Origin of the sequence: Nostoc sp. (assembly GCF_036917935.1) — a bacterium.
GTDB lineage: Bacteria > Cyanobacteriota > Cyanobacteriia > Cyanobacteriales > Nostocaceae > Nostoc.
Genome location: NZ_JBALEL010000033.1, coordinates 57,815 through 79,304, shown reverse-complemented (window position 1 = coordinate 79,304; position 21,490 = coordinate 57,815). Strand labels below are relative to the sequence as shown.

Genomic DNA, 21,490 nt, shown 5'->3' with positions numbered 1-21,490 from the left:
CCAATGAGCATTGCTGTGCCCCTACAATTCTGGTCTATTGACGATCGCAGGATAATTAAGAAAAGCCTGAAACAACCGGGAGGATCGTTAATTCACATCACGAGGCGTTTGTACAGTGCGTAAGTCCTATTATTTTACAAATACCCGTTATATATACATTGGTAGAAACGTACATCTGTACGTCTCTACGGTTAGGCTAGGCTAACGCAAACTCATAAAAATTTAGAAAAACTTAAAGGCAATGCACAGCCCAAGCTTGTAACAAATAAACCCAGCAGGGGCCATATAACAAAGCCGCCTGCCAGGAAGGTATAGTATATTCTGGCCATGTTTGATTTGGTTAGCGCTTATTTATAAAAAATAATTGCGTATCCCTAGATACAATAACTAAATCCTTTGGACAACACAGTTAAGAAAAGTTACTAAATAGGTTAATTTCCAATTAAAACCAACAATGTCCCGAATGGGGAGATGAGGAAGAAGGGGACAAGGAGAATTATTGAACAAATTCCTTCCTTGTCTCTTCCCAATGCCCAATGCCCCATACCCCATAATATAAGAAAGCGCTTCACACTTCTTAAATAATCAGCTTTATTAGAACAATGGCAAGAGATTTGCGGGGATTCATTAAAATTTTGGAAGATAAGGGACAATTACGGCGAATTTCAGCTTTAGTTGACCCAGATTTAGAAATTGCTGAAATTTCCAACCGGATGCTGCAAAAAGGTGGGCCAGGGTTGTTGTTTGAAAACGTCAAAGGCGCTTCCTTCCCGGTGGCGGTGAATTTGATGGGAACTGTGGAAAGGATTTGCTGGGCGATGAATATGCAGCATCCAGAGGAGTTGGAAACTCTGGGGAAAAAATTGAGTATACTGCAACAGCCAAAACCGCCGAAGAAGATTTCCCAGGCGATAGATTTTGGAAAAGTGCTGTTTGACGTGGTGAAGGCGAAACCAGGACGAGACTTTTTCCCCGCCTGTCAGCAAGTTGTGCTTAAAGGTAATGATTTAGATTTAAACAAGTTACCTTTGATACGTCCTTATGTTGGTGATGCTGGCAAGATTATCACGCTGGGACTGGTAATTACCAAAGATTGTGAGACGGGTACTCCAAATGTAGGTGTGTATCGCTTGCAACTACAATCTCAGAATACGATGACGGTTCACTGGTTATCAGTGCGGGGTGGGGCGAGGCATTTGCGAAAAGCGGCCGAACGTGGGAAGAAATTAGAAGTTGCGATCGCACTTGGTGTAGATCCTTTAATTATTATGGCAGCAGCTACACCTATCCCTGTAGATTTATCAGAATGGCTATTTGCTGGGCTTTACGGCGGTTCAGGTGTGCAGTTAGCGAAGTGTAAAACCGTAGATTTGGAAGTTCCCGCAGATTCCGAATTTGTCTTGGAAGGGACGATTACACCAGGGGAAGTTTTACCAGATGGGCCTTTTGGCGACCACATGGGTTATTACGGCGGCGTGGAAGATTCGCCGTTGGTACGCTTTGAGTGTATGACGCACCGGAAAAATCCGATTTACTTAACAACATTTAGCGGTCGTCCACCTAAAGAAGAAGCGATGATGGCGATCGCATTAAATCGCATTTATACGCCCATACTGCGGCAACAAGTATCAGAAATTGTCGATTTCTTCCTCCCAATGGAAGCTTTGAGTTACAAAGCAGCGATTATTTCCATTGATAAAGCATATCCCGGACAAGCGCGACGGGCAGCTTTAGCGTTTTGGAGTGCTTTACCACAATTTACTTACACAAAATTTGTAATTGTTGTGGATAAAGACATAAATATTCGCGATCCGCGTCAAGTTGTGTGGGCGATTAGTTCCAAAGTTGACCCAGTGCGGGATGTTTTTATTCTGCCGAATACACCTTTTGATACGTTGGATTTTGCCAGTGAAAAGATTGGCTTAGGTGGACGAATGGGAATTGATGCAACTACAAAGATTCCGCCGGAAACAGACCATGAATGGGGTTTGCCTTTGGAATCTGACCCAGATGTGGCGGCGATGGTAGAGAGACGATGGGCGGAGTATGGTTTGGCAGAGTTGCAGTTAGGAGAAGTAGACCCGAATTTGTTTGGCTATGATATGAGGTAATGTATTAGATAAAAACTGGTAAAAATCTATGCTGGCTATCAGCTTAACTGATTTTTATCAGTCAAATCGAATTTTAGTTTATCGTAGCGATCGCCGTCCTTATGCTGACTTATAAGTAGTCAGACAGAATTAATTACACAAAGTCATTGCGAATGGAGCAAAGCGGAATGAAGCAATTCGCTTGCGGCTGGGATTGCTTCTCTACGAGACGCTCCGCGAACACTTCGTACTCTACGAGAACGCCAAAGGCGAACGCAATGACTGTAAATATTTCTGTCCAAGTACTTATGCTTTTAATTTACCAGATATAACTCCACCTTTTCCCCTGCCTTTGCGTTTTTGAGATACGGAACCAGTTATAGATTTGCAGACATTGTTAAATGAAGTATGTGATATCTACGGCTATGATTTGGTAGTAGATTATAGTCAACAGCCAGTACCAGGGTTGTCACAAGCAGATGCAGTTTGGGTAGATGCACTGTTGTAGCATAAGGGTTTACGGTAACTCAAAATACTGTGAATTCTAAGTATATACTTATGCGATCGCCAGATTACCTTGGTTTTTCCTTAACGCTTGATACATATTGCTAGAAAATTAAAGAGTAATTTTTGACATGGTTATTCTCAGAGTTCTGAGAATAACCATGTCACGAAATCACGAAGAATGCGTTGCGCTACTTGAGCAAATTCGCTGGAATGGGAAGCCAAAGTGTCCATATTGCGAATCAACCAACGCTACTGCATATAAGAATGAACGCAGGTATCACTGTAACGAATGCTTTACTTCATACAGTGTTACAGTGGGTACACTTTTTCACAAGACTCATGTAGAATTACAAAAGTGGTTTGTAGCAATTCACCTTGTACTAAATTCTCCAGGGGGTATTAGCGTGCGTCAGCTTGCCAAAGAGATTGGAGTCAACAGAAATACGGCAGCTTACATGATTGAGCGTATACGCAAAACTCAGATTCAAGAGCAAATATTTTTAAATAAAATTACAGAGATTGATCGCCCAAAAAACTTTTAACTTTATTCTCTATACTCCATTTTTATATGAATAATAATTGGAAAGAATTTTTCACGCTAAGACCTTCCTCAATTTTCATTCTTATTTTTGGTTTATTAACTGGATTAATCGGCTATAAATATAGCCAGTTTCCCGAAAATCCTTCTGATAAAGATAAGATGATCTGGTCTTATTTTTTTGGCTCTAGTGCTATCACAATTGGTAGTATTAAATGGATTGATTCCATCGTATCTAAAGAAATTGAAGCAAAAACGAATATAAATGTAGCAGAAAAATTGAAAGAAGAAATGAAGCTATTTAAGAGTGATTACATCCAAGATATAGAGGATTTCAATAAAGAGCTTGGTGATTTAAACATTAATATTTCTGATGAGCAACGCAGCAGGTTAATACATAAGTTTGAAAGTATACGAACAGCACAGAAACAATTTAATGTCCGTCGTGAAGCAGATAAAAAAATTGCTAGTTGGCTGGAGATTAAAGATAATAAAAGAATCTTGATAGAAGTTGCTATGGATTCAGTATCAAATTCAAAATGTCAAATTAATGAAAAGTACAGACATGAACTTGACAATAACATCCGCCAGTGTATTATTTGGTTGCGTTACAGTGTTGAAGATGGAAAACCTCGGACATTTGAGCCAGAGAGATATGTTTCAGCAATGAAAAAAGTTTCATTTAGTACATCTGAACCATATAAAATTGCACTGAATGCTATTAAAGAAACTCTTAAAAACCAACACAAAACCAAAGAATTTTATAAAAAAACGCCTAATGTAGAAAAAATGATTCAATTTTTAGTAGATCAAATACAGGAGTTATCTGAACAACAAATAAATAGTTCTCCTTAAAATAATTAGAGACTTATGCTGAAATGTGCTTGAGATTTTAAAAATCAATAGATTCAGTAGGTGCTGGTATTGGTTCTGTCTCTATGTGTTGTTGTATATCCCAAAGAATGCGGGTTTGAAGCGTATTAAGTCTTTGAATTAACGACTGTGGTAAACCACTTATAGTTCTTAATTCTTGTAGAATTCCTTCTATTTCTCGTTGATAAGAGAGCAGGAGTTGTAAATCTTCATTTGGAGAGTCTGGCACATTATAACTACTCATAAAAGATTATAGTGATCAATGAACAATTTTAGCTGGATTTACTAATTAGAATATTTACTCATCCCTCAAAAGTCACTACCGTTAACTATGACACAATGATTTTTTTTGGTTTAGCTTCGTCAATTTATAAAAAAGCTCTGAATCAGCTAGTGAAGCCACTATGTGAGCATACTTAAAAAATGCTTCTGGCGCGATCGCCCACACCACCAAAAACCACATAATTAGCCCCCTCCTCGCTTGCGGGGAGGGGGTTGGGGGTGGGGTTCTATCTCTGCAACCAAGCACCAATATCCTGCAATACCCCCTCCATCCTCTCCAAAACATCCTCATTTCTAAATCGCACAATCTGCAACCCCAAACTCTCCAAAAATTCTTGACGTATCGCATCTTCTTCTTGGGTGTAGTCGTGAATTTCGCCATCCACTTCCACCACTAACCGCGCTTCATTACAGTAAAAATCGACGATAAAACGGTCAATTGTTTGCTGACGGCGGAACTTGAAACCCAAAATTTGCTTGTCTCTCAACTTCTGCCAAAGTAACTTTTCTGCTGGAGTTGGTTCACCCCGCATCTGTCGCGCCAATGGTTTCAGTTTTTTCCAAAGTTCCTGTGGAGTTTGCCAAGGAGATCCTGGAACCCCACCCCCTAACCCCCTCCCCGCAAGCGATGAGGGGGGACTGGAGTTGGTGATGAGGTTTGGGTTGGGGTTTTGATCTTTGGTCATTTGCGCGATTGGTGGTTAGCTAATATTTCATGTATTATTCCCAGCGATCGCACTCTCACACCCCTCACTAGCAGTCAAAACTCTGGCATAATCAGATATGGCCGCACCTAAAAAACTGATATAAATCTTGCCAAGCTAATTGAAAGGTTTACGCCGAATGCATATTTTAATAGAATAATCTCATCAAAAGATTCGCAGAAATATAAATGGACTGGATTACACTACTGCGATCGCTACAGTCTGATTTTGTTAAAAGGTTAACATCTGGTTGTCTGCTTCATTGTGAAACAGAAGGTCAATATAGTGAATTAACTATCATCTCTGGAGAAAGGTTAAAGGCACTACGGGAATTTTGCTGGCTGATGGCTGAGAAATATAAGCGTGTTTTACCAGTCCGTGACGTTTTTCTTAGCTATCTTAAAGGTAAGTTGGGTGAGGAAGTTGTCAAAGAACGTTTAGCTGATTTTATTACGGAAGTCGATTATGAAAAGCGATTCGGCGGCGATGGTAATATAGATTTTACCTTGACTTCTGACCCGTCTATTGGTATTGAGGTAAAATCTCGTCATGGTCGGATTGACAAAGTACGATGGTCAATTAGTTCTGAAGAGGTTGAAAAAAATGCAGTTGTAGTTTGCATTTTGATTCAAGAGGATGTGAGTGAAGCACAATCTGAGTATCATCTTTTTTTGGCTGGCTTTCTCCCAACCCGAATGATTAAGTTGAAGACTGGTAAAATTTCATTTGGGATTGAACAATTACTATATGGCGGTGGTTTATGGTGCTATCTAGAACAGTTACAATCTTCTATAAATAATTCTTCTCGGCAACAAACACCAATTTACAAATATCTACCTAAGCAGGAAATTGTATCTAAGCCAACTATTAATCAGGCGTTCAAATCTTCTTTTCAACCTGAATATTGTGATGAAGATTTAATTCTACTTTATGTTAACTTGGGTGATGAATATTTTGAGAAAGGAGAATACACGAATGCAATTACCAACTATAATCAAGCTTTAGAAATTAATCATGGTCATATTGACTTATATTATAAACGAGGTTTAGCTCACTATCAAAGAGGAGATTATGAGGCTGCGATCGCAGATTATTCTCAGGCAATCCAGATGAATCTTCATGATACTAAATCTTATAATAAACGAGGTTTAGCGCTCTATCAACTGGGGCGATTAGAAGAAGCAATTAATGATTATACCCAAGCTATTAGAATTAATCCTCATGTTGCTGTAGCCTATAAAAATCGGGCTGAGGCTCGTTCTCATATCGGAGATAATCAAGGAGCAATTGAGGATTATACCCAGGCTATTAAAATTAACCCTCATTATGCTGATGCTTATAAAAATCGTGGGATTGCTCGTTATTTATTAGGCTCTCAACCGGGATTTCCTCAAGCAATCAAGATTAATCCTCAAGATGCTATAGCTTATAAAAAACGTGGTAATGCTCGTTCTGATTTAGGAGATTTTGAAGGCGCAATCGAAGATTATACTCAGGCAATCCAGATTAATCCTAGTTATGCCGATGCTTATTACAATCGTGCTAATGCTCGTTCAGATTTAGGGTATTTTGAGGGCGCAATTGAAGATTATACTCAAGCAATCCAGATTAATTCAAATTATGCTGATGCTTATTATAATCGTGGCAATATTAGTTTAGAAATTGCAGATAAACAGGGAGCAATTGAAGATTTTCAAAAAGCGGCAGACATCTATCGTAAAGAAGGTAAGCTAGAAGCACTCAAAGATACACGAGAAATAATATTAGATTTACAAATAGAAGAATCATTAGATATTTTAAACTTCTAGACAATTGCCTAAGAGGTTGTTTGAAAAGTCCTCTTGTCGGTATCAAAACATTTTAGATCCCCCTAAATCCCCCTTAAAAAGGGGGACTTTGATTCCGGTTCCCCCCTTAAAAAGGGGGATCAAAGTGCCTAAAATCACAGCCAAATACTTTTCAAACATCCTCTAAGTGTCACATTTTAGCTGAATGCGCTGGGGTTAAGGCTAAAACATAAATAAATGTTTAACTCAACTGTATTGCATCTTAGCCCCCTCCACGAAACAGCGGGGATGAAGAGGTCTATTGTGATTTTGAGTCATTTGCCAACTAGGTTAGCTGATTAATTTTGTATTTATTATTCCCAGCGATCGCTTCATTTGTTAAATGCGTAGTTTTATACTCAAACTGGGTATTACAAATAAGTACTTTAGATCAAATAGGTTTTCAAAGATGATTTCAAGCTTCAGAAATACTAGTGCTGTGTGTGCCGTATTTTTATTAGTCAGTGTTAGCAGCTTTCACAAGTCAGCCATAGCGAATATAAACAACCAGTCCCAACTGATAGCACAGCAGATTAAAACCCAGCCACACCCAGTTTTTAAATCTATTCTGCCTAAATTAAAGCAAAAGACTCAAATTCGGATTCTTTTACCGAAGTTTATTCCGGAATCGGATGGGGAAAATCCAATTTACGCAACTATAGAAGCTGCTACGCAAAAAAAGTATGAGATTTTACTGGGTTTCACTCCCGACTGTAATGGTGCTTCTGCTTGTCGTTTAGGCGTTGTTACGGCTGAAGCCGTAACCGACAAAACACCGCGCCTGACTGGGAAACGTGTATCCTTAGCTAAGGGCATTACTGGCTATTTTGTAGATTTTACTTGTGGTGCTGGTTGCTCAGATGCTACCTTGACTTGGAGACAACAGGGTGTGCAATATGTTGTTGGGTTGAAAGCAGGCGATCGCACTTCTTTAGTAAAAATGGCTAATTCTGCGATTAATCCCTAGCTAACGTCAGAGTTTGATTGTACTTCCCAACGAAACAGCCGCGGCAATTGAGATACATCTATGGCGTAGTTCACAATCCACATCACCAATTCAAAAACCAATAAATATCGTACCCCCTGCAACTCGCTTGTAGAATCCAAAAGTGTCAAACCCTCATACAACTGCCAGAAGCGGTAAGGGAGATATATATAAGGAACCATCACCCACACCACATTTTGCAACTGCCTAAGCGTCACTCTCTCAGAGATGATTTGCAACCCTAATACGATAAAATACCAACCAAGCACAGTTAAGACCGTGCGATCGCCCCACCATACACCCCACAATAGCATGGCTACTAATGGCGGCACTACTGCTAGCAGTTGCACTGAACCAAACCAGATTTTATACCAACCGGGAAATGGTAAAGGTAGAGTATAAGGCTTTGTATTTTTCCACCCCCAGTTCACAACCACAATAAAAAGTGTGGCAATTAGGAAAAAGAGGAGGTTTTCTAGGAACAGATAGAGGTTGATGTTTAAGGAAGTCATGAGGGTATTATCAAATTGTCGGGTTTGCGTGTCATTCTCCCTAAGTAGTATTTTTGCAGACTAAAGACTTTGCCCTATACCCTTATCACATATAACCTTTATCGGGTAATACGCTTGGGATAAGAGAAGTACGAAGAAGATTTTAACCTTTGTTTGCTCGATTTTCTTGTATTACATGAATAATCGATGGTACTAAAGAAACAACTATAATTAATCCAATAATCGGTAACAAATACTTATCTACCTGTTCAGGTGGCAAAGATTTTCCTAAGAAAAACCCTAAAAAGGTGATTCCGAATGTCCACAAGAATCCACCGATTAAGTTGTAAGACATAAATGTTCGGTAATGCATCGCACCAAGTCCAGCTACAATTGGCGCAAAAGTGCGAATAATCGGTGTAAACCTCGCCAAAACTAGTGTTTTCTTGCCATGTTTCTCATAAAAATCCTGGGTTTTTACCAAGTGTTTTTTATGAAACAACCATGAATCTTCTTTCTGAAATAATTTTCTGCCAAATCTGTGTCCTGTAGCGTAGCCAACATTATCACCAAGAACTGCACAAACAAAAGCACCAAAAACCAAAACCCAAATGTTAAACCCGGAGTTCGGAAGAGATGCAAGAAATCCAGCAGTAAATAGCAAACTATCTCCTGGCAGAAAAAAACCAATTAGCAAGCCAGATTCTGCAAAGATAATTGCCCATACCCCAAAGTAGCCAATTTTTGTAATTAGGTCTGGTAAATTTAAATGCATAAAATCTTTTACTGTTAAACAATAAGCCTAAAATATCTTAACGTTCAGCAATTTTATTGAATAAAAAGTAATATTAAATTTACATAAAGTTATTATGTAATTTTGGGAAATGTAATGACAGGTAACAGGTTTTGGGTTAAAGGTGCAAGATGCAAAGATATTTGAAAGTACTAAGACTATTTTGGGGTGCTGCGATCGCATCTGAGTTGGAATATCGGATTAACTTTTTTATAGCTACCCTCAGCAGCTTGGGAAATCTTGTCGGCAGCCTCTTTGGACTATTCTTGTTTTACCGCACTGGCTACACTTTTAGTGGCTGGACATGGGAAGCAGCTTTAATAGTTCTAGGAATTTTTACCTTACTCCAAGGATTTTCTGCTACTTTTCTGGCGTCGAACTTGAATCGCATTGTCCGCCATGTAGAGGAAGGCACTTTGGACTTTATATTATTAAAACCTATCCGCAGTCAGTTTTGGCTTTCCACCCATACCCTCTCACCTTGGGGACTGCCGGATCTAATTTTTGGTGGTATTATCATTGGCTATGCAGGTAAACGCCTTGGTGTAGGGATAGATGACTATCTACTTGCTATACTGCCGTTATTGTTCAGCTTGGTAATTTTGTACAGCCTGTGGTTTATGCTGGGAGCGACGAGTATTTGGTTCGTCAAAATATACAACGCTACCGAAGTGCTGCGTGGTTTGTTGGAAGCTGGACGATATCCCATAGCTGCATATCCCACTGCTTACCGCTTTTTCTTTACCTTTGTGATGCCAGTAGCTTTTTTAACTACTGTACCAGCCCAAGCGCTGTTGGGTCGGAGTGAAATTAGTTGGTTGATAGGTGCGGCAATATTAGCAGTAGTGCTGTTTTTCGCTTCTACTTGGTTTTGGCGGTTTGCGTTGCGATTTTATACTAGTGCTTCGAGTTAGAGAGATATGAAAAGTAATCAAATTCCTTCTGGAAGTTTTGGTATACCTGTATTAGGTGAAACACTCCCCTTGTTATCATTGGGAGATATTACCCAATCAAAGTTTAGAGGTAGTTGCAGTTCCCACTAATCGCCCTAAAGATGGGTTGCGGGTTAGATTTAAACCTCGGTAAAATGTTTTATGGCATCTCAAATAGACATACATTTACCTAATGGAGTTTTACAACGCTTGCAAAATGTGAAAGATTTTGTCGACGGAAGCGTTAACTCTCTAAGTAATTCAGCACAACAAGCTGGAGAGTCTTTGAATACAACAACTGGTAGAGCAATTGATACAGTTACAACAAGTTTAGAACAAAGTTGGCAAACAGCAGAGCAATTTAAGAGTACAACATCGGGAGTAGTTAAAGATGCTATTACATCTTCTGCAAGTGATTGGCTGACACAACACCCGATATTTTTTCGGTTAGTTCAAATACTAGGCTGGGGAGCTAATCACCCAATTATTAGTGTAGTAATTCTGCTGTTTGCACTTGCTCTACTTTGGAGCATCATCAAAGCAATTGTCCGCTTGATTGAAACAGCTAGTTGGTCAATACTCAAAGTTCCGTTAAAATTACTTCAGGCTTTGATTAAAGTTAGTTTTCTAGCTTTAACTAAAGTTGGCAGTTTTGCTGTTCAACGAATCACAGGTGCTAAAACAACTGATAATCTGCCTACTTTACTACCTGAAAATTTTCCACCAAATAAACAACAGCGATTAATAGAAATTTCTAGTCGTTTAGAAGCAATTCAAAAGGAACAAAATGAGCTTTTACAAGAAGCAGCAAACTTGATTGCTTCTGACACAATTGATATAGAAATCTCAAAAATTAAACAGCTAAAAAGCGCTGAATCACATCTTGGCTAAGTTCAGTTGTGGAACCAGAGGCGACAATACCACCTTTTTGCATGGCGTAATAGTAATCCGCCTGACGGACAAAGTGCAAATGTTGCTCTACCAATAAAACTGAAATGCCTGTGGTTTCGACGATGCGACGAACAGCGGCTTCAATTTCTAGGATGATGGAGGGTTGAATACCTTCGGTGGGTTCATCCAAGACGAGTAATTGAGGTTCTCCCATTAAAGCACGGGCGATCGCTAATTGTTGCTGTTGTCCCCCACTCAAATCACCACCCATCCGCGAAAGCATGGTTTTTAACACCGGGAATAAGCTAAAAACTTCCTCTGGAATTTCTGCTTTTTTGACTGGTTTGCGTCTAGCTTCCAGCCCCAGCAGTAGATTTTCTTTAACTGTCAAACGGGGGATAATTTCTCGTCCTTGGGGGACATAACCAATTCCCAACTTTGCCCTTTGGTCGGGCGATTTGGAGTTGATTAATTCTTCAGCTAAGTTAATAGTACCGCTGCGGGGTTTGAGTAAACCCATGATGGTTTTGAGTAGGGTGGTTTTTCCTACACCATTGCGTCCAATTAGGCAAACCATTTGCCCAGATGGTACGCTTAAATCTACATTGCGGAGAATGTGGCTTTCGCCGTAGTAAACGTTAAGGTTAGAGATTTTTAGCATTCTAGATTACGTAGATATTAAAATTTAATGCAGAGGTGCAGAGAGAAAGATAGAGTTTTGATATTTTTGTATCAAGATGGAATTATTCCGATGGGTTTCATAATTGAAGGCTAGACCGCTATTTATTCATGCTCACCTAAATGCATAATCATTAAAAAATATTGATGAAAATGTTTTACTTTACAACGAAAATAACATCTGTTAAGGCACTGAATATTTTTGGTTTACCAGGATAATTAAAATTCATCTTTAAATCTGATATTTGCTTTGAGCTAAAAGCATCAAGAAAAGTGTTTATCGTCGGTGTTAAAAGGTCTAAGTTCCTTTTAAGTTTCCATGAACTTGAAAAATCATTCGTATCAATTAATATAAGAAATAAGCGATTTTCTGATCCAAAACGCATTTCTCCCTGATTCTCATACAACCATTTTGCTAGATTTCTAGGATTCTGTTGAGCTTCGTTAACAATTGCTACGTTTTCAGATTTTAACTGATTAAGAACAGATTCAGATACATTGTCATTTCGATCTCTTAACTTTTCAGTTATTTCATAATATATATTGGAAGTTTTTGCAGTTTTATCAAAGTTAATTGAAAGCTCCTTTGCTTTTTTCTTTAAAAAAGTAAGTTCAACAGGAAGATTCTTTTCCTTCCTCTTTGATTTTAAATATTCTGATGGAAAATAAGTAACCTTTAAATCAAAAGGTATATTTTTAATGAAAAAATCGACACTCTTAATTTGTCCAACAGTAGGTAAAATAGATGGATGCGATTTAAAGATATGCTCAATTAAAATACTAGACCAATGGTTATACCAACTATTCAATACATATCCTTGAACAACACGATTTATCTCTGTCTCGAACTTAGACATCAATATGCCATAAGATATGATATCTTTCGTTTTTATATAATGGCTTACCAAGTATTTATCCAGTGAATTTTGATAATCACCTCCCCATTCAAATGTTTTCAATTTATATAATTCAGAAACGAGACTTTCCTTATTTAAGGCCTCCAATATTTTTACATTCTTTTCCTTAATATATAAATCCAATTGCTGATGAGACTGAGGTAGATTTGATTGCAAAAGCAGGAATAATTCCTCGAACTGTCCGTTTAAGCTACTAGTATTTAAGACCAATGAATATTTTTTGACAAATTCTGAAACTAATTCTTTTCTTATGATTGATTTAGTTTTTAACCATAATTGACCTGCATAATCCGTATTAAATTCTGTTAAATGATCGCTGTCATATAATCCTTTCCAATAAGAAAAATTATTCATAGCAAATCCTTACAAATCTTCATTTTATATTGCTGACGCTATTTTGGGTATTGAAGTTGACCAACCTGGTATCTTATTAAGTTCCTGTTGAGAATTAATACTACACCCTTTTCGTTTGAGGACGAGAACATAATCTGTTTTCATTCCACCTTTTCTATTATCTTGCACTACTGAGTTTGCAGAATATTCCATAGGGAAAGCCCCAATAAATTTTAAATTAGAATTATTTTCAAGTATTTCTAAGAATTTCCAACTTTCTTGATCGCGGGCATTGAAGTACATTAAAAACATTCCATCATCAGTAAGAATCCGGCTAGCTTCACCTATAAACGATTTCATGTTTTCAATATACTGCTTCTTCTTTTTGTTTCTCTCTTTGGCGTTAGAAACAATTATTTCTTTCTCAAAGTTAACATTTTTATTTAAAATAGAATTCCATATTTCACTTAATTCAAGGTATGGAATTCGATCGCTATGTGGAGGGTCAGTGCAAATCAATTTTATAGTTTTTTCTGGTATCTTTTTCAGTACATCTATGCAATCATCATTAATAATTAATGCTCCTTGTGTACTTTCTAAGAGCGCACTTATTGATTTATGTCTTGGATATTTCTGATCGCTAATATCAATTAATGCTTTATAGAGTTTTTTAGCTCTACTCTCAAAACAATTCCAAACATTAATCTCAAAATGTAATTCTGGTCTCCAATAGCCAATCACCCAACTGCCGACCTCAATTTTATTAGAAATTTGATTCTTGGTTTTTCCTCGATTGGTAATTGCAAATACCATAGATGACATTTGCCCTGATGAAGAAGTAAGAGTTAATAATAAAGCTTTTTGAATTGCATCTGGAAATAGTTTAATTTCATCCAGTATTAAATCAATATTATACAAAGCTCTACGAGTAAACAAATCGTAGATTGACATTTGATTATTTGAGTTAATTCTTGAATTTGTAAAAAAAGTAAGTTTTCTAATATTCCTTATTGAATATTGAGAAAAATAGTCAACTTTTTCTAAATCAAAGCTTGTTGTTTCTATCTCAATTCTACTCCTACCTACCTTTGGCTTCATCCATACTTTTAAAATTTCACCACTACTCCATAAATAATGCGATGCTATTTCTCCATTAATGGTAAAATATGTCTCATTGATTTTCTGTTTAATATTTGTTTCAATCTCTTGTAGGGCTGATTTAAATTCCGAAGCTTTTGGAAGTTCTAATAAGAAGTTGGTATGTTCAATTGCAAAAGGATTAATATCAATTCCAATAAATCTTCTTCTTCGGTACAAACATTCTCTACTGATAAGACCTGAACCTAAAAATGGATCAAGAACTATATCTGACTCATTTGTATAATTTTGTATAAAAAAAACAATACTTTCAGTTGGCTTTTTACCCCAGTATTTATGGAAAGAATACATACCTTTATAGGTATCAGGATTGCTAATATCTTTTATGGTCTTTGCAGTCATGTCAAACTCTATCTCTGAGAAGCCTAAATATAGAGTACCATGTCGAGCTTTTGAGATAAAAATTTAGTCTTCCTGTTTTCCCAGATATACTTCAATCACACGAGAGTCATTTTGCACTTTCTCAAAATTACCTTCGCACAGCACGGAACCTTCATGTAACACTGTTACTTTTCGGGCAATTTGACGCACGAATTCCATATCATGTTCAATTACTAAAATTGAATGACTCTGCGCTAGTGCTAAAAGTAATTCGCCGATGTTATAAGTTTCTTCATCTGTTAAACCAGCAACCGGTTCATCAACGAGTAACAAATCAGGTGACTGTGCTACTAACATCCCAATTTCTAAACGTTGCTTTTCTCCGTGGGAAAGTAAAGCTGCTCTGATATCTGCTTTCGGCGTTAAACCGATGGTTTCTAATAATCCTTTAATATTATTCTTTTCAACAGCATTAGAACGTTCAAATAAGGTAGAAAAGACATTTTTATTCTTATTACTGGTAATTTCTAGATTTTCACGGGGCGTTAAATTTAAGTAAATACGGGGTGTTTGAAACTTGCGCCCAATTCCTAATCGGGCAATTTTATATTCAGGTAAAGAACGGATATTTTTACCTTTGAATAAAACTCGTCCTATAGTTGGTTGCACTTTCCCTGTAATCACATCCAGAAACGTTGTCTTTCCCGCACCATTGGGGCCAATTACTACTCGTAATTCACCCACATCCATACTAAAGTTAAGCTGGTTTAAAGCCTTAAAACCGTCAAAACTAACAGTTACGTTTTCAGTTTCCAATATTTTCGCGTTCATCTTGCACTTCGGTGTCTTCTTCCAAGCTGGGATATGTAGCAATTTCTTGACGACGGTGGAAAAGAGAAATATTTTGACTACGCAACCATCCCACAATGCCGTCGGGAAGGACTGTGACGACTATCAAAAATAGTGCGCCTTGGAAAAATAGCCAGATTTCAGCAAATTGTTCGCTTAAAAAAGTGCGGGCATAATTTACTAACAAAGTTCCAACAATCGCCCCAATTAAAGTAGCGCGTCCCCCCACAGCTACCCAAATCACCATTTCAATCGAAAAGGCAATATCCATTGCTCTGGGTGATACAGAACCACTCTGAATGGTGTAGAATGCTCCTGCTATACCTGCGATCGCACCTGAAACTGCAAACACCACCACCTTAAAATCTGTAGGGTCATAGCCAGAAAATCTTACCCGACTTTCATCATCACGAATCGCTATCAACAACCTCCCAAAGCGTCCACTTGTCAACCAGCGACAAATGCCGTAGGTGGCTGCGAGAAACACTACCGTCAGCGTGTAGAAAATAAACTGTGTTTTGGCATCGCTGACCGTTGCCCCAAACAAAGTTGTAAAATCTATCAGTCCGTTCGTACCGTTGAAAAATTGTTGCTGACCATTAAAGAAGTTGAAAAATACAATAGTTCCGGCTTGAGTCAAGATAGAAAAATAAACTCCCTTGAGGCGATTACGGAAAACCAAATATCCCAACAATCCCGCCAATAACCCTGGAATTAGTACCACCAAAGCTATTGTCAAAGGAAAAGAATAAAAAGGTTGCCAAAAGGCGGGAAGTCCTGTAACCCCATAAAGCCCCATGAAATCAGGCAATTCTCCAGTAGGTACTTGGAGTTTCAGGTACATTGCGATCGCATATCCACCCAAACCAAAGAAAATACCATGTCCCAAACTCAATAAACCAGTATACCCCCAAATCAAATCAATACCCAAAGCTGCGATCGCCAGCGACAAAAATCGCCCCAATAAATTCAGGCGAAACTCCGACAGCACCAGTGGCATGATAATTATAAGGAAGAGTGCGATCGCGATCGCCACCCCCACCTCAATTAATAACCTTCCTCCCCTCTTCCTCATTCTCTGCGCCCTCCGCGCCTCTGCGGTTTAAACATCAACAGTACGCCCCTTCTGCGGAAAAATCCCCCCAGGCTTCCACTGTAAAAACACAATAATCAACGCAAATACCATCACCTTCGCCATACTCGTCGTCGCAAAAAAAGTAAACAAATCTGCCAAAGGTTTAACAGGAGTCAACAACAAAGCCAAAGTACCAGAACCAATTAAAAAATTAGCCGTACCAATACCCAAAGCAGCCACAATCGTCCCAGCTAAATTGCCCACACCTCCAACGACAACAACCATAAAAGTATCAATAATATAGTTTTGTCCCGTATTTGGCCCTACAGAACCAAGTAAACTAATCGCACATCCAGCCACACCAGCTAAACCAGAACCCAGTGCAAAAGTAATCGCATCAACCTTTTGAGTTGGAATACCCAAACAAGCACTCATACTCCGGTTTTGCGTCACAGCCCGAATTCTTAAACCCCAGCTAGAACGTTGTAAGAATAAGTAAATTCCCGCCACACAAATTATTGTTAAAGCAATAATAAATAACCTGGCAAAGGGCAATTGTACACCACCTAAAGATATCCCCGCTTGTAACCAAGTAGGTGCTGTTACATCTACATTTTGAGCGCCAAACCAAGGTTTAGTCACTGCTAACTGATAAGTTTGACTCAATAAATTGCCTGTTGTGATTGTCACCCCCAGCGATAGTAAAAATATCACCGCCACAATCCAGTTACGAACCCTTCCCAAATCAGTGCGAGAATTTAAAATCCATAAACCTCCAAAAAATAACAGAGAAAATATAGCTATGCCAATTATCAATACCCAATTTACACTACGGACAAACTGCTGAAAAATTAAACTTACTCCCCAAGTTGCTAGTAAAGTTTCTAATGGGCGTCCATAGAGATAACGAATCACGCCTCTTTCTAGAATTAATCCCACAACAGCCGTGAATATAAATGCAATAATCAAAGCCAAAAATATATAGACTTCAAACCACACTCCACCTAATTGTTTGCAGACATTTTGCACAACATAAGTTGTATAAGCACCGAACATCATCAATTCACCATGCGCCATATTTATAACGCCCATCAATCCAAATATAATGGCTAGTCCCAACGCGGCAATTAATAATACCGCGCCAATACTAATACCATTAAATACAGCTTCTAAGAATCCTGCTAACACTTATTTCTCCACAAAAACTATCAGCTAGTAGTTAGTACCTCGTTCCCAGTCGGAGACTGGGAATGCCTATTAAGAGGCTCCGCCTCCTTCCTGTAGAAGCAGTGTTTCCAGGTAGAACCTGGAAACGAGAATTTCAAAAATTAGGTTTTCTTGTACTTACCACCCTTAGCAGGGTCACTCCAATCACAAGCAAATCCCTTAGTTTCTTTCACAAATTGATTCCAAGGAACTGGCTCAACTGCTGTCGGACTAGCATAGACAATATCAAATAAACCATCTTGTCTAACTTGACCAATCCGCACAATTTTGGATATGTGATGATTGGCATCCATTGTGACTTTACCTTCAGGCGCATCTATAGTTTGACCATAAGCCGCAGCACTTACCTTAGCTATGTCTGTAGTGCCAGCTTTTTGCACTGCTTGTTTCCACAAATAAACTGCAATGTATGCTGCTTCCATTGGGTCATTTGTCACCCGATTTTCACCGTACTCTTTTTTGAAAGCTGCTACAAACTTCTTATTAGCAGGTGTGTCTACTGTTTGGAAATAGTTCCAAGCTGCATAGTGACCTTTGAGATACTCTACACCAATTGCTTTGACTTCTTCTTCGGCAATACTTACAGACATAGAGGGATATTTATCTGGTGTCAATCCAGCCCCTTTTAATTGTTTGAAAAAAGCAACATTACTATCACCATTTAAGGTGTTATAAATCACGCCACCATTGGGCAAATTTTGCTTGATTTTAGTAATAATTGGTGTAACTTCTGTGTTACCAAGAGGTAAATAATCTTCACCAACTGTTTTTCCGCCTAAAGCTTCTAGTTGAGCTTTAATAATTGTGTTAGCAGTCCGGGGAAAAACGTAGTCAGAGCCAACTAAGAAGAATTCTTTGCCCTTATTTTTTAACAGCCAATCAACAGATGGTTCGATTTGTTGATTTGGCGCCGCGCCAGTGTAGAAAATATTTTTAGAACACTCTTGACCTTCATATTGCACCGGATACCAGAGCATGTTATTTTTGCTCTCGAATACTGGCTTAACATTCTTGCGGCTAGCAGAAGTCCAACAACCAAATACTACAGCGACTTTATCTTGATCGATTAGCTTGGTAGCCTTTTCTCTAAAAGTATCCCAATTAGAAGCACCATCTTCGGTAATTGCTTCAATTTGTTTACCTAAGACACCACCGGCAGCGTTAATTTCTTTGATTGCTAATTTTTCAGCATCGACAACGCTTTTTTCACTAATAGACATCGTACCACTCAGAGAGTGCAAAATACCTACTTTTATAGTGTCACCAGCAGTAGCCGCCGCTGGCGAAGCAGTTGGAGGCGCAACTGGACTCTGTGTTGCAGTTGGAGAATTATTCGCGCAAGCTTTCAAAAAAAAGCTGCTTCCAAAAGTTAAAGAACCGTAGATTAAAAACTTGCGTCGGTTAAATTGTCTTCTCATCTTTTTATGAATTTTCCTGTTGATGAATCAGCCAACTCATCTGAAGCTGACAATATCAATCTTTAAAGTGTGATATTAGTGCGATAGTTTACTAGTAAAAAGTGACGCTATATACAAAAAAGTTTGTTTTTGTAATAAAAAACAAACTTTTTAATATTAAGCTTTATTAACTTTATAAATATTCTCATATCTATGCAATACGTTATGGAAGAACAAAACCTTTGTCTTCCACAAACATCTTTGATTCTAGACAGTTAAAAACTGCTAGTATCTAGGCATAAATAAATTTAAAGTTTCTAGTAAGGACTTTAGTCCTGATAATCCTTGCTCTGAGCGATAAATCGCTCACTAGAAACTAGGAGTTTATTTTATATTTAATTACTCAATGGAAGACATTGCTACTATTCCTTTACTGAAAATTAGGCGAACTCTAATTATTTATTTAGACAGACAAGATGCACTATTGTCAATTAACCAAGTATAAGATTGAACTAAAATCAGTGCAGTGCCTCATCTGTCAGCATCAGTAATATTTGTGTTTTTCACTGCGGGGCTTTTAGATTAGCATTTGTGTAATAATTTCATCTTCCTGGCCAGTTGCAAAATTAGCAAAGCGCTTTGCCAAAGGTGGTATAAGTACTAGGGGATTACTAAACCCAGAGAAAACATGAACACCTTCAAATCCTGGGATAGCACCAATTAAGGGAAGTTGATTGCTACTAAATGCCACTAAGCAGTGATACCAAGTCCCTGGTAAATTCTCCAATGCTGGTATAATTTGACCAACACTTCTTCGCAACCATTTTTCGCTTACGTCTGAGTTTACCTCGGCTTGAGGATTTGCGATCGCACGGCTAATCTGCCCAATGCGGATACTACCATCTTGAAACTGAATTGCACCCACATCTAAAATTGGCGGTACTAACTCATTACCAAGTTCATCCCATAATTCATCAACTTGAGTAGATTCAGCTTCTAGTTGAAACCGTTGCAGATTCGCTGGCATAACTAAGGTGCGTAACCTGACATCAACGGCTGGAGTTTCAATGATTTCTGCGTGGGTGAAATATAACTTAATGGAAATACCAGCAGATTTGAGAAGCTGGCGGCTGAGTCCACCCGCACAGATGACAACGTTAGCACTGTGGAAAGTTGCAGTAGTTGTTTTTACACCATCTTGCAACACTTGCAATACTTGGGTAATCTGCATTTCACCCCCAGCCCGCTCAAAAGCTTGGATGTAAGCAAGTGATGTTTTTTCTGGGTGAATATGACCGTGTTTGACAGTTAAAGCACCAGATATCGCCTCTCGATTTAGCTGCGGTTCTAACTCACAAGCTTCTTGGACACTGAGTAAACGGGGTGGGATGGCACAATCATTATATGATGCCGCAGTTGCTTCTGGGTCGCTATCGGCAGAAATAGTAAGTAATAAATCTAATTCCCGAAATTGGATATCAGCGTCTAACTCTTGAGATAAAATATCGTAACGTGCGTTGGCGTAGCCAGTCGTAGACATCGCTTCTTCGCACAATAGGCGAGTTAGTGGTGTAGTACCCGACCAATAGGCAAGCCCACCATAACTATAGCGAGTTGCATTCTGTGGTCTGCTGTATTGCTCCAACAAAAGTACAGAAAAGCCAGTTTTAGTAAGTTCATAAGCGAGTGCAGCACCCGTAATTCCACCACCAACCACAATCCAGTCGTAGGTTTTCATCTAATATGTTGCTTGTAAACGTTGTAAAAGATATTCTCCCGCAAGGATAGGGGGATAGATAGGCGATTGTTCTTTCTGGCAACTTTCCAGACAAGCAATTTCTGTATCATCATTAGGATGACAGAAAAAAGCCATAGAATACCGGGACTGATTTACCCGATTATCACTGGGAATCATCACTCGATGCTTAGTTGAGCAAAATCGATGATTTGTCCACCGTTGTATTAAATCGCCAGTATTGACTATTACAGTATCAGAAATTACAGGCGCGACAATCCACTCTCCAGATGTTGTCTGTACTTCTAACCCCCCAATGTCATCTTGGAAAAGTAGGGTAATACTGCCATAATCGGAATGTTCACCAGCACGCACTTGTCCGGGTTTCGGTGGTGTCTGCAATCGGGGATAGTGTAATAGTCGCAAGGTATGATTTTGTTGATTATGTTTTATAGTAAAAAAATCTGCTGGCAATTCCAACGCCAACGCATAAACTTGTAATATCGTGTTAGCAAATTCTGTACAATTATCATAAAAGGTGACAATAGAAGCATCTATCCCCATAGCCGCTTGTTTGTTTAGATTAAATGCCTCTTTTAAGTCGCCTGGTTTATTGGGGTTAAGACGTTCTCTCTCAATCCCAACGTAACCCATATTACTAAATTCATCACTCCAAGCTTGCTTTTGCTTAACTTCTAAAGGTAAATTGAAAAAAGATTTGGTGTGAGTGAATACTTCCTTGATTAGGTCTTTTGATATTACCGAATTTTGCAAGTACATGAAGCCAATTTCATGACAAGCTTCATAGATTTGTTTGATGACAGCTTGCCGAGTTGCTGCATTGCCCTTGGTAAAAGTAGTTAAATTAATTACTGGAATTCTGACCAT

20 protein-coding genes and 1 pseudogene are annotated in these 21,490 nt (G+C 38.5%); 8 read left to right on the top strand and 13 right to left on the bottom strand.

The window, feature by feature from the left end:
• Positions 1–602: 602 nt before the first annotated feature.
• The 4 genes and pseudogenes from V7K62_RS14120 (at position 603) to V7K62_RS14105 (ending at position 3,990) form a co-directional block, all read left to right on the top strand.
• Entirely contained in the window at positions 603–2,111 is a 1,509-nt protein-coding gene (locus tag V7K62_RS14120) for a UbiD family decarboxylase (protein ID WP_334864914.1), read from the top strand.
• Between the two features lie 355 nt (positions 2,112–2,466).
• A pseudogene (locus tag V7K62_RS14115) lies at positions 2,467–2,598 on the top strand (DUF4058 family protein); the annotation flags it as partial.
• A gap of 157 nt (positions 2,599–2,755) precedes the next feature.
• Positions 2,756–3,139, top strand: coding sequence for an IS1595 family transposase (locus V7K62_RS14110; RefSeq protein WP_334864912.1), 384 nt, complete (start codon positions 2,756–2,758; stop codon positions 3,137–3,139).
• A gap of 26 nt (positions 3,140–3,165) precedes the next feature.
• Positions 3,166–3,990, top strand: coding sequence for a hypothetical protein (locus V7K62_RS14105; protein ID WP_334864910.1), 825 nt, complete (start codon positions 3,166–3,168; stop codon positions 3,988–3,990).
• A gap of 37 nt (positions 3,991–4,027) precedes the next feature.
• Here the strand turns inward: V7K62_RS14105 and V7K62_RS14100 are convergent, their stop codons facing one another.
• Both V7K62_RS14100 and V7K62_RS14095 read right to left on the bottom strand, forming a co-directional pair.
• Positions 4,028–4,237: a hypothetical protein gene (locus tag V7K62_RS14100; protein WP_334864908.1), complete on the bottom strand. Its 210-nt coding sequence runs from the start codon at positions 4,235–4,237 to the stop codon at positions 4,028–4,030.
• A 280-nt stretch (positions 4,238–4,517) separates the two neighbouring features.
• A complete protein-coding gene (locus tag V7K62_RS14095) occupies positions 4,518–4,976 on the bottom strand; it encodes an endonuclease domain-containing protein (protein WP_334864906.1) in 459 nt (152 codons plus the stop codon).
• A 206-nt stretch (positions 4,977–5,182) separates the two neighbouring features.
• On the opposite strand from V7K62_RS14095, the gene V7K62_RS14090 reads away from it, so the two are divergent.
• A complete protein-coding gene (locus V7K62_RS14090; protein WP_334864904.1) occupies positions 5,183–6,802 on the top strand; it encodes a tetratricopeptide repeat protein in 1,620 nt (539 codons plus the stop codon).
• A gap of 427 nt (positions 6,803–7,229) precedes the next feature.
• Positions 7,230–7,787, top strand: coding sequence for a hypothetical protein (locus V7K62_RS14085; protein ID WP_334864902.1), 558 nt, complete (start codon positions 7,230–7,232; stop codon positions 7,785–7,787).
• Here V7K62_RS14085 and V7K62_RS14080 read toward each other — a convergent pair.
• Together V7K62_RS14080 and V7K62_RS14075 are read right to left on the bottom strand one after the other, a co-directional pair.
• Complete coding sequence (locus tag V7K62_RS14080; protein WP_334864900.1) at positions 7,784–8,317, bottom strand: hypothetical protein; 534 nt, start codon at positions 8,315–8,317, stop codon at positions 7,784–7,786. The two genes, V7K62_RS14085 and V7K62_RS14080, sit on opposite strands and share 4 nt — an antisense overlap.
• Before the next feature lie 142 nt (positions 8,318–8,459).
• Positions 8,460–9,071, bottom strand: a complete 612-nt coding sequence (locus V7K62_RS14075) for a DedA family protein (RefSeq protein WP_334864898.1) — start codon at positions 9,069–9,071, stop codon at positions 8,460–8,462.
• Between the two features lie 149 nt (positions 9,072–9,220).
• Between V7K62_RS14075 and V7K62_RS14070 the strand changes: the two genes are divergently transcribed.
• Together V7K62_RS14070 and V7K62_RS14065 are read left to right on the top strand one after the other, a co-directional pair.
• Complete coding sequence (locus V7K62_RS14070; protein ID WP_334864896.1) at positions 9,221–10,003, top strand: ABC transporter permease; 783 nt, start codon at positions 9,221–9,223, stop codon at positions 10,001–10,003.
• A 180-nt stretch (positions 10,004–10,183) separates the two neighbouring features.
• Positions 10,184–10,912, top strand: a complete 729-nt coding sequence (locus V7K62_RS14065; protein ID WP_334864895.1) for a hypothetical protein — start codon at positions 10,184–10,186, stop codon at positions 10,910–10,912.
• Here the strand turns inward: V7K62_RS14065 and urtE are convergent.
• From urtE to V7K62_RS14020, 9 genes are all read right to left on the bottom strand, one after another.
• Entirely contained in the window at positions 10,875–11,573 is a 699-nt protein-coding gene (gene urtE / locus V7K62_RS14060; RefSeq protein WP_322684458.1) for an urea ABC transporter ATP-binding subunit UrtE, read from the bottom strand. The genes V7K62_RS14065 and urtE overlap by 38 nt on opposite strands.
• A 175-nt stretch (positions 11,574–11,748) precedes the next feature.
• Positions 11,749–12,861, bottom strand: coding sequence for a hypothetical protein (locus V7K62_RS14055; RefSeq protein ID WP_334864891.1), 1,113 nt, complete (start codon positions 12,859–12,861; stop codon positions 11,749–11,751).
• Between the two features lie 24 nt (positions 12,862–12,885).
• Positions 12,886–14,340 (bottom strand): DNA methyltransferase, encoded by a 1,455-nt coding sequence (locus V7K62_RS14050; RefSeq protein WP_334864889.1) that lies wholly within the window; start codon positions 14,338–14,340, stop codon positions 12,886–12,888.
• 63 nt (positions 14,341–14,403) lie between these two features.
• Positions 14,404–15,150 (bottom strand): urea ABC transporter ATP-binding protein UrtD, encoded by a 747-nt coding sequence (gene urtD / locus V7K62_RS14045; RefSeq protein WP_334864887.1) that lies wholly within the window; start codon positions 15,148–15,150, stop codon positions 14,404–14,406.
• Entirely contained in the window at positions 15,125–16,243 is a 1,119-nt protein-coding gene (gene urtC / locus V7K62_RS14040) for an urea ABC transporter permease subunit UrtC (protein ID WP_334864885.1), read from the bottom strand. The genes urtD and urtC overlap by 26 nt, the downstream gene beginning before the upstream one ends.
• A 27-nt stretch (positions 16,244–16,270) precedes the next feature.
• Positions 16,271–17,431, bottom strand: coding sequence for an ABC transporter permease subunit (locus V7K62_RS14035; RefSeq protein ID WP_334864883.1), 1,161 nt, complete (start codon positions 17,429–17,431; stop codon positions 16,271–16,273).
• A 140-nt stretch (positions 17,432–17,571) separates the two neighbouring features.
• Positions 17,572–18,888, bottom strand: coding sequence for an urea ABC transporter substrate-binding protein (gene urtA / locus V7K62_RS14030; RefSeq protein WP_334864881.1), 1,317 nt, complete (start codon positions 18,886–18,888; stop codon positions 17,572–17,574).
• 556 nt (positions 18,889–19,444) lie between these two features.
• Positions 19,445–20,605 (bottom strand): NAD(P)/FAD-dependent oxidoreductase, encoded by a 1,161-nt coding sequence (locus V7K62_RS14025; protein WP_334864879.1) that lies wholly within the window; start codon positions 20,603–20,605, stop codon positions 19,445–19,447.
• Positions 20,606–21,490: an isopenicillin N synthase family dioxygenase gene (locus V7K62_RS14020; protein ID WP_334864877.1), complete on the bottom strand. Its 885-nt coding sequence runs from the start codon at positions 21,488–21,490 to the stop codon at positions 20,606–20,608. It abuts the gene before it with no gap.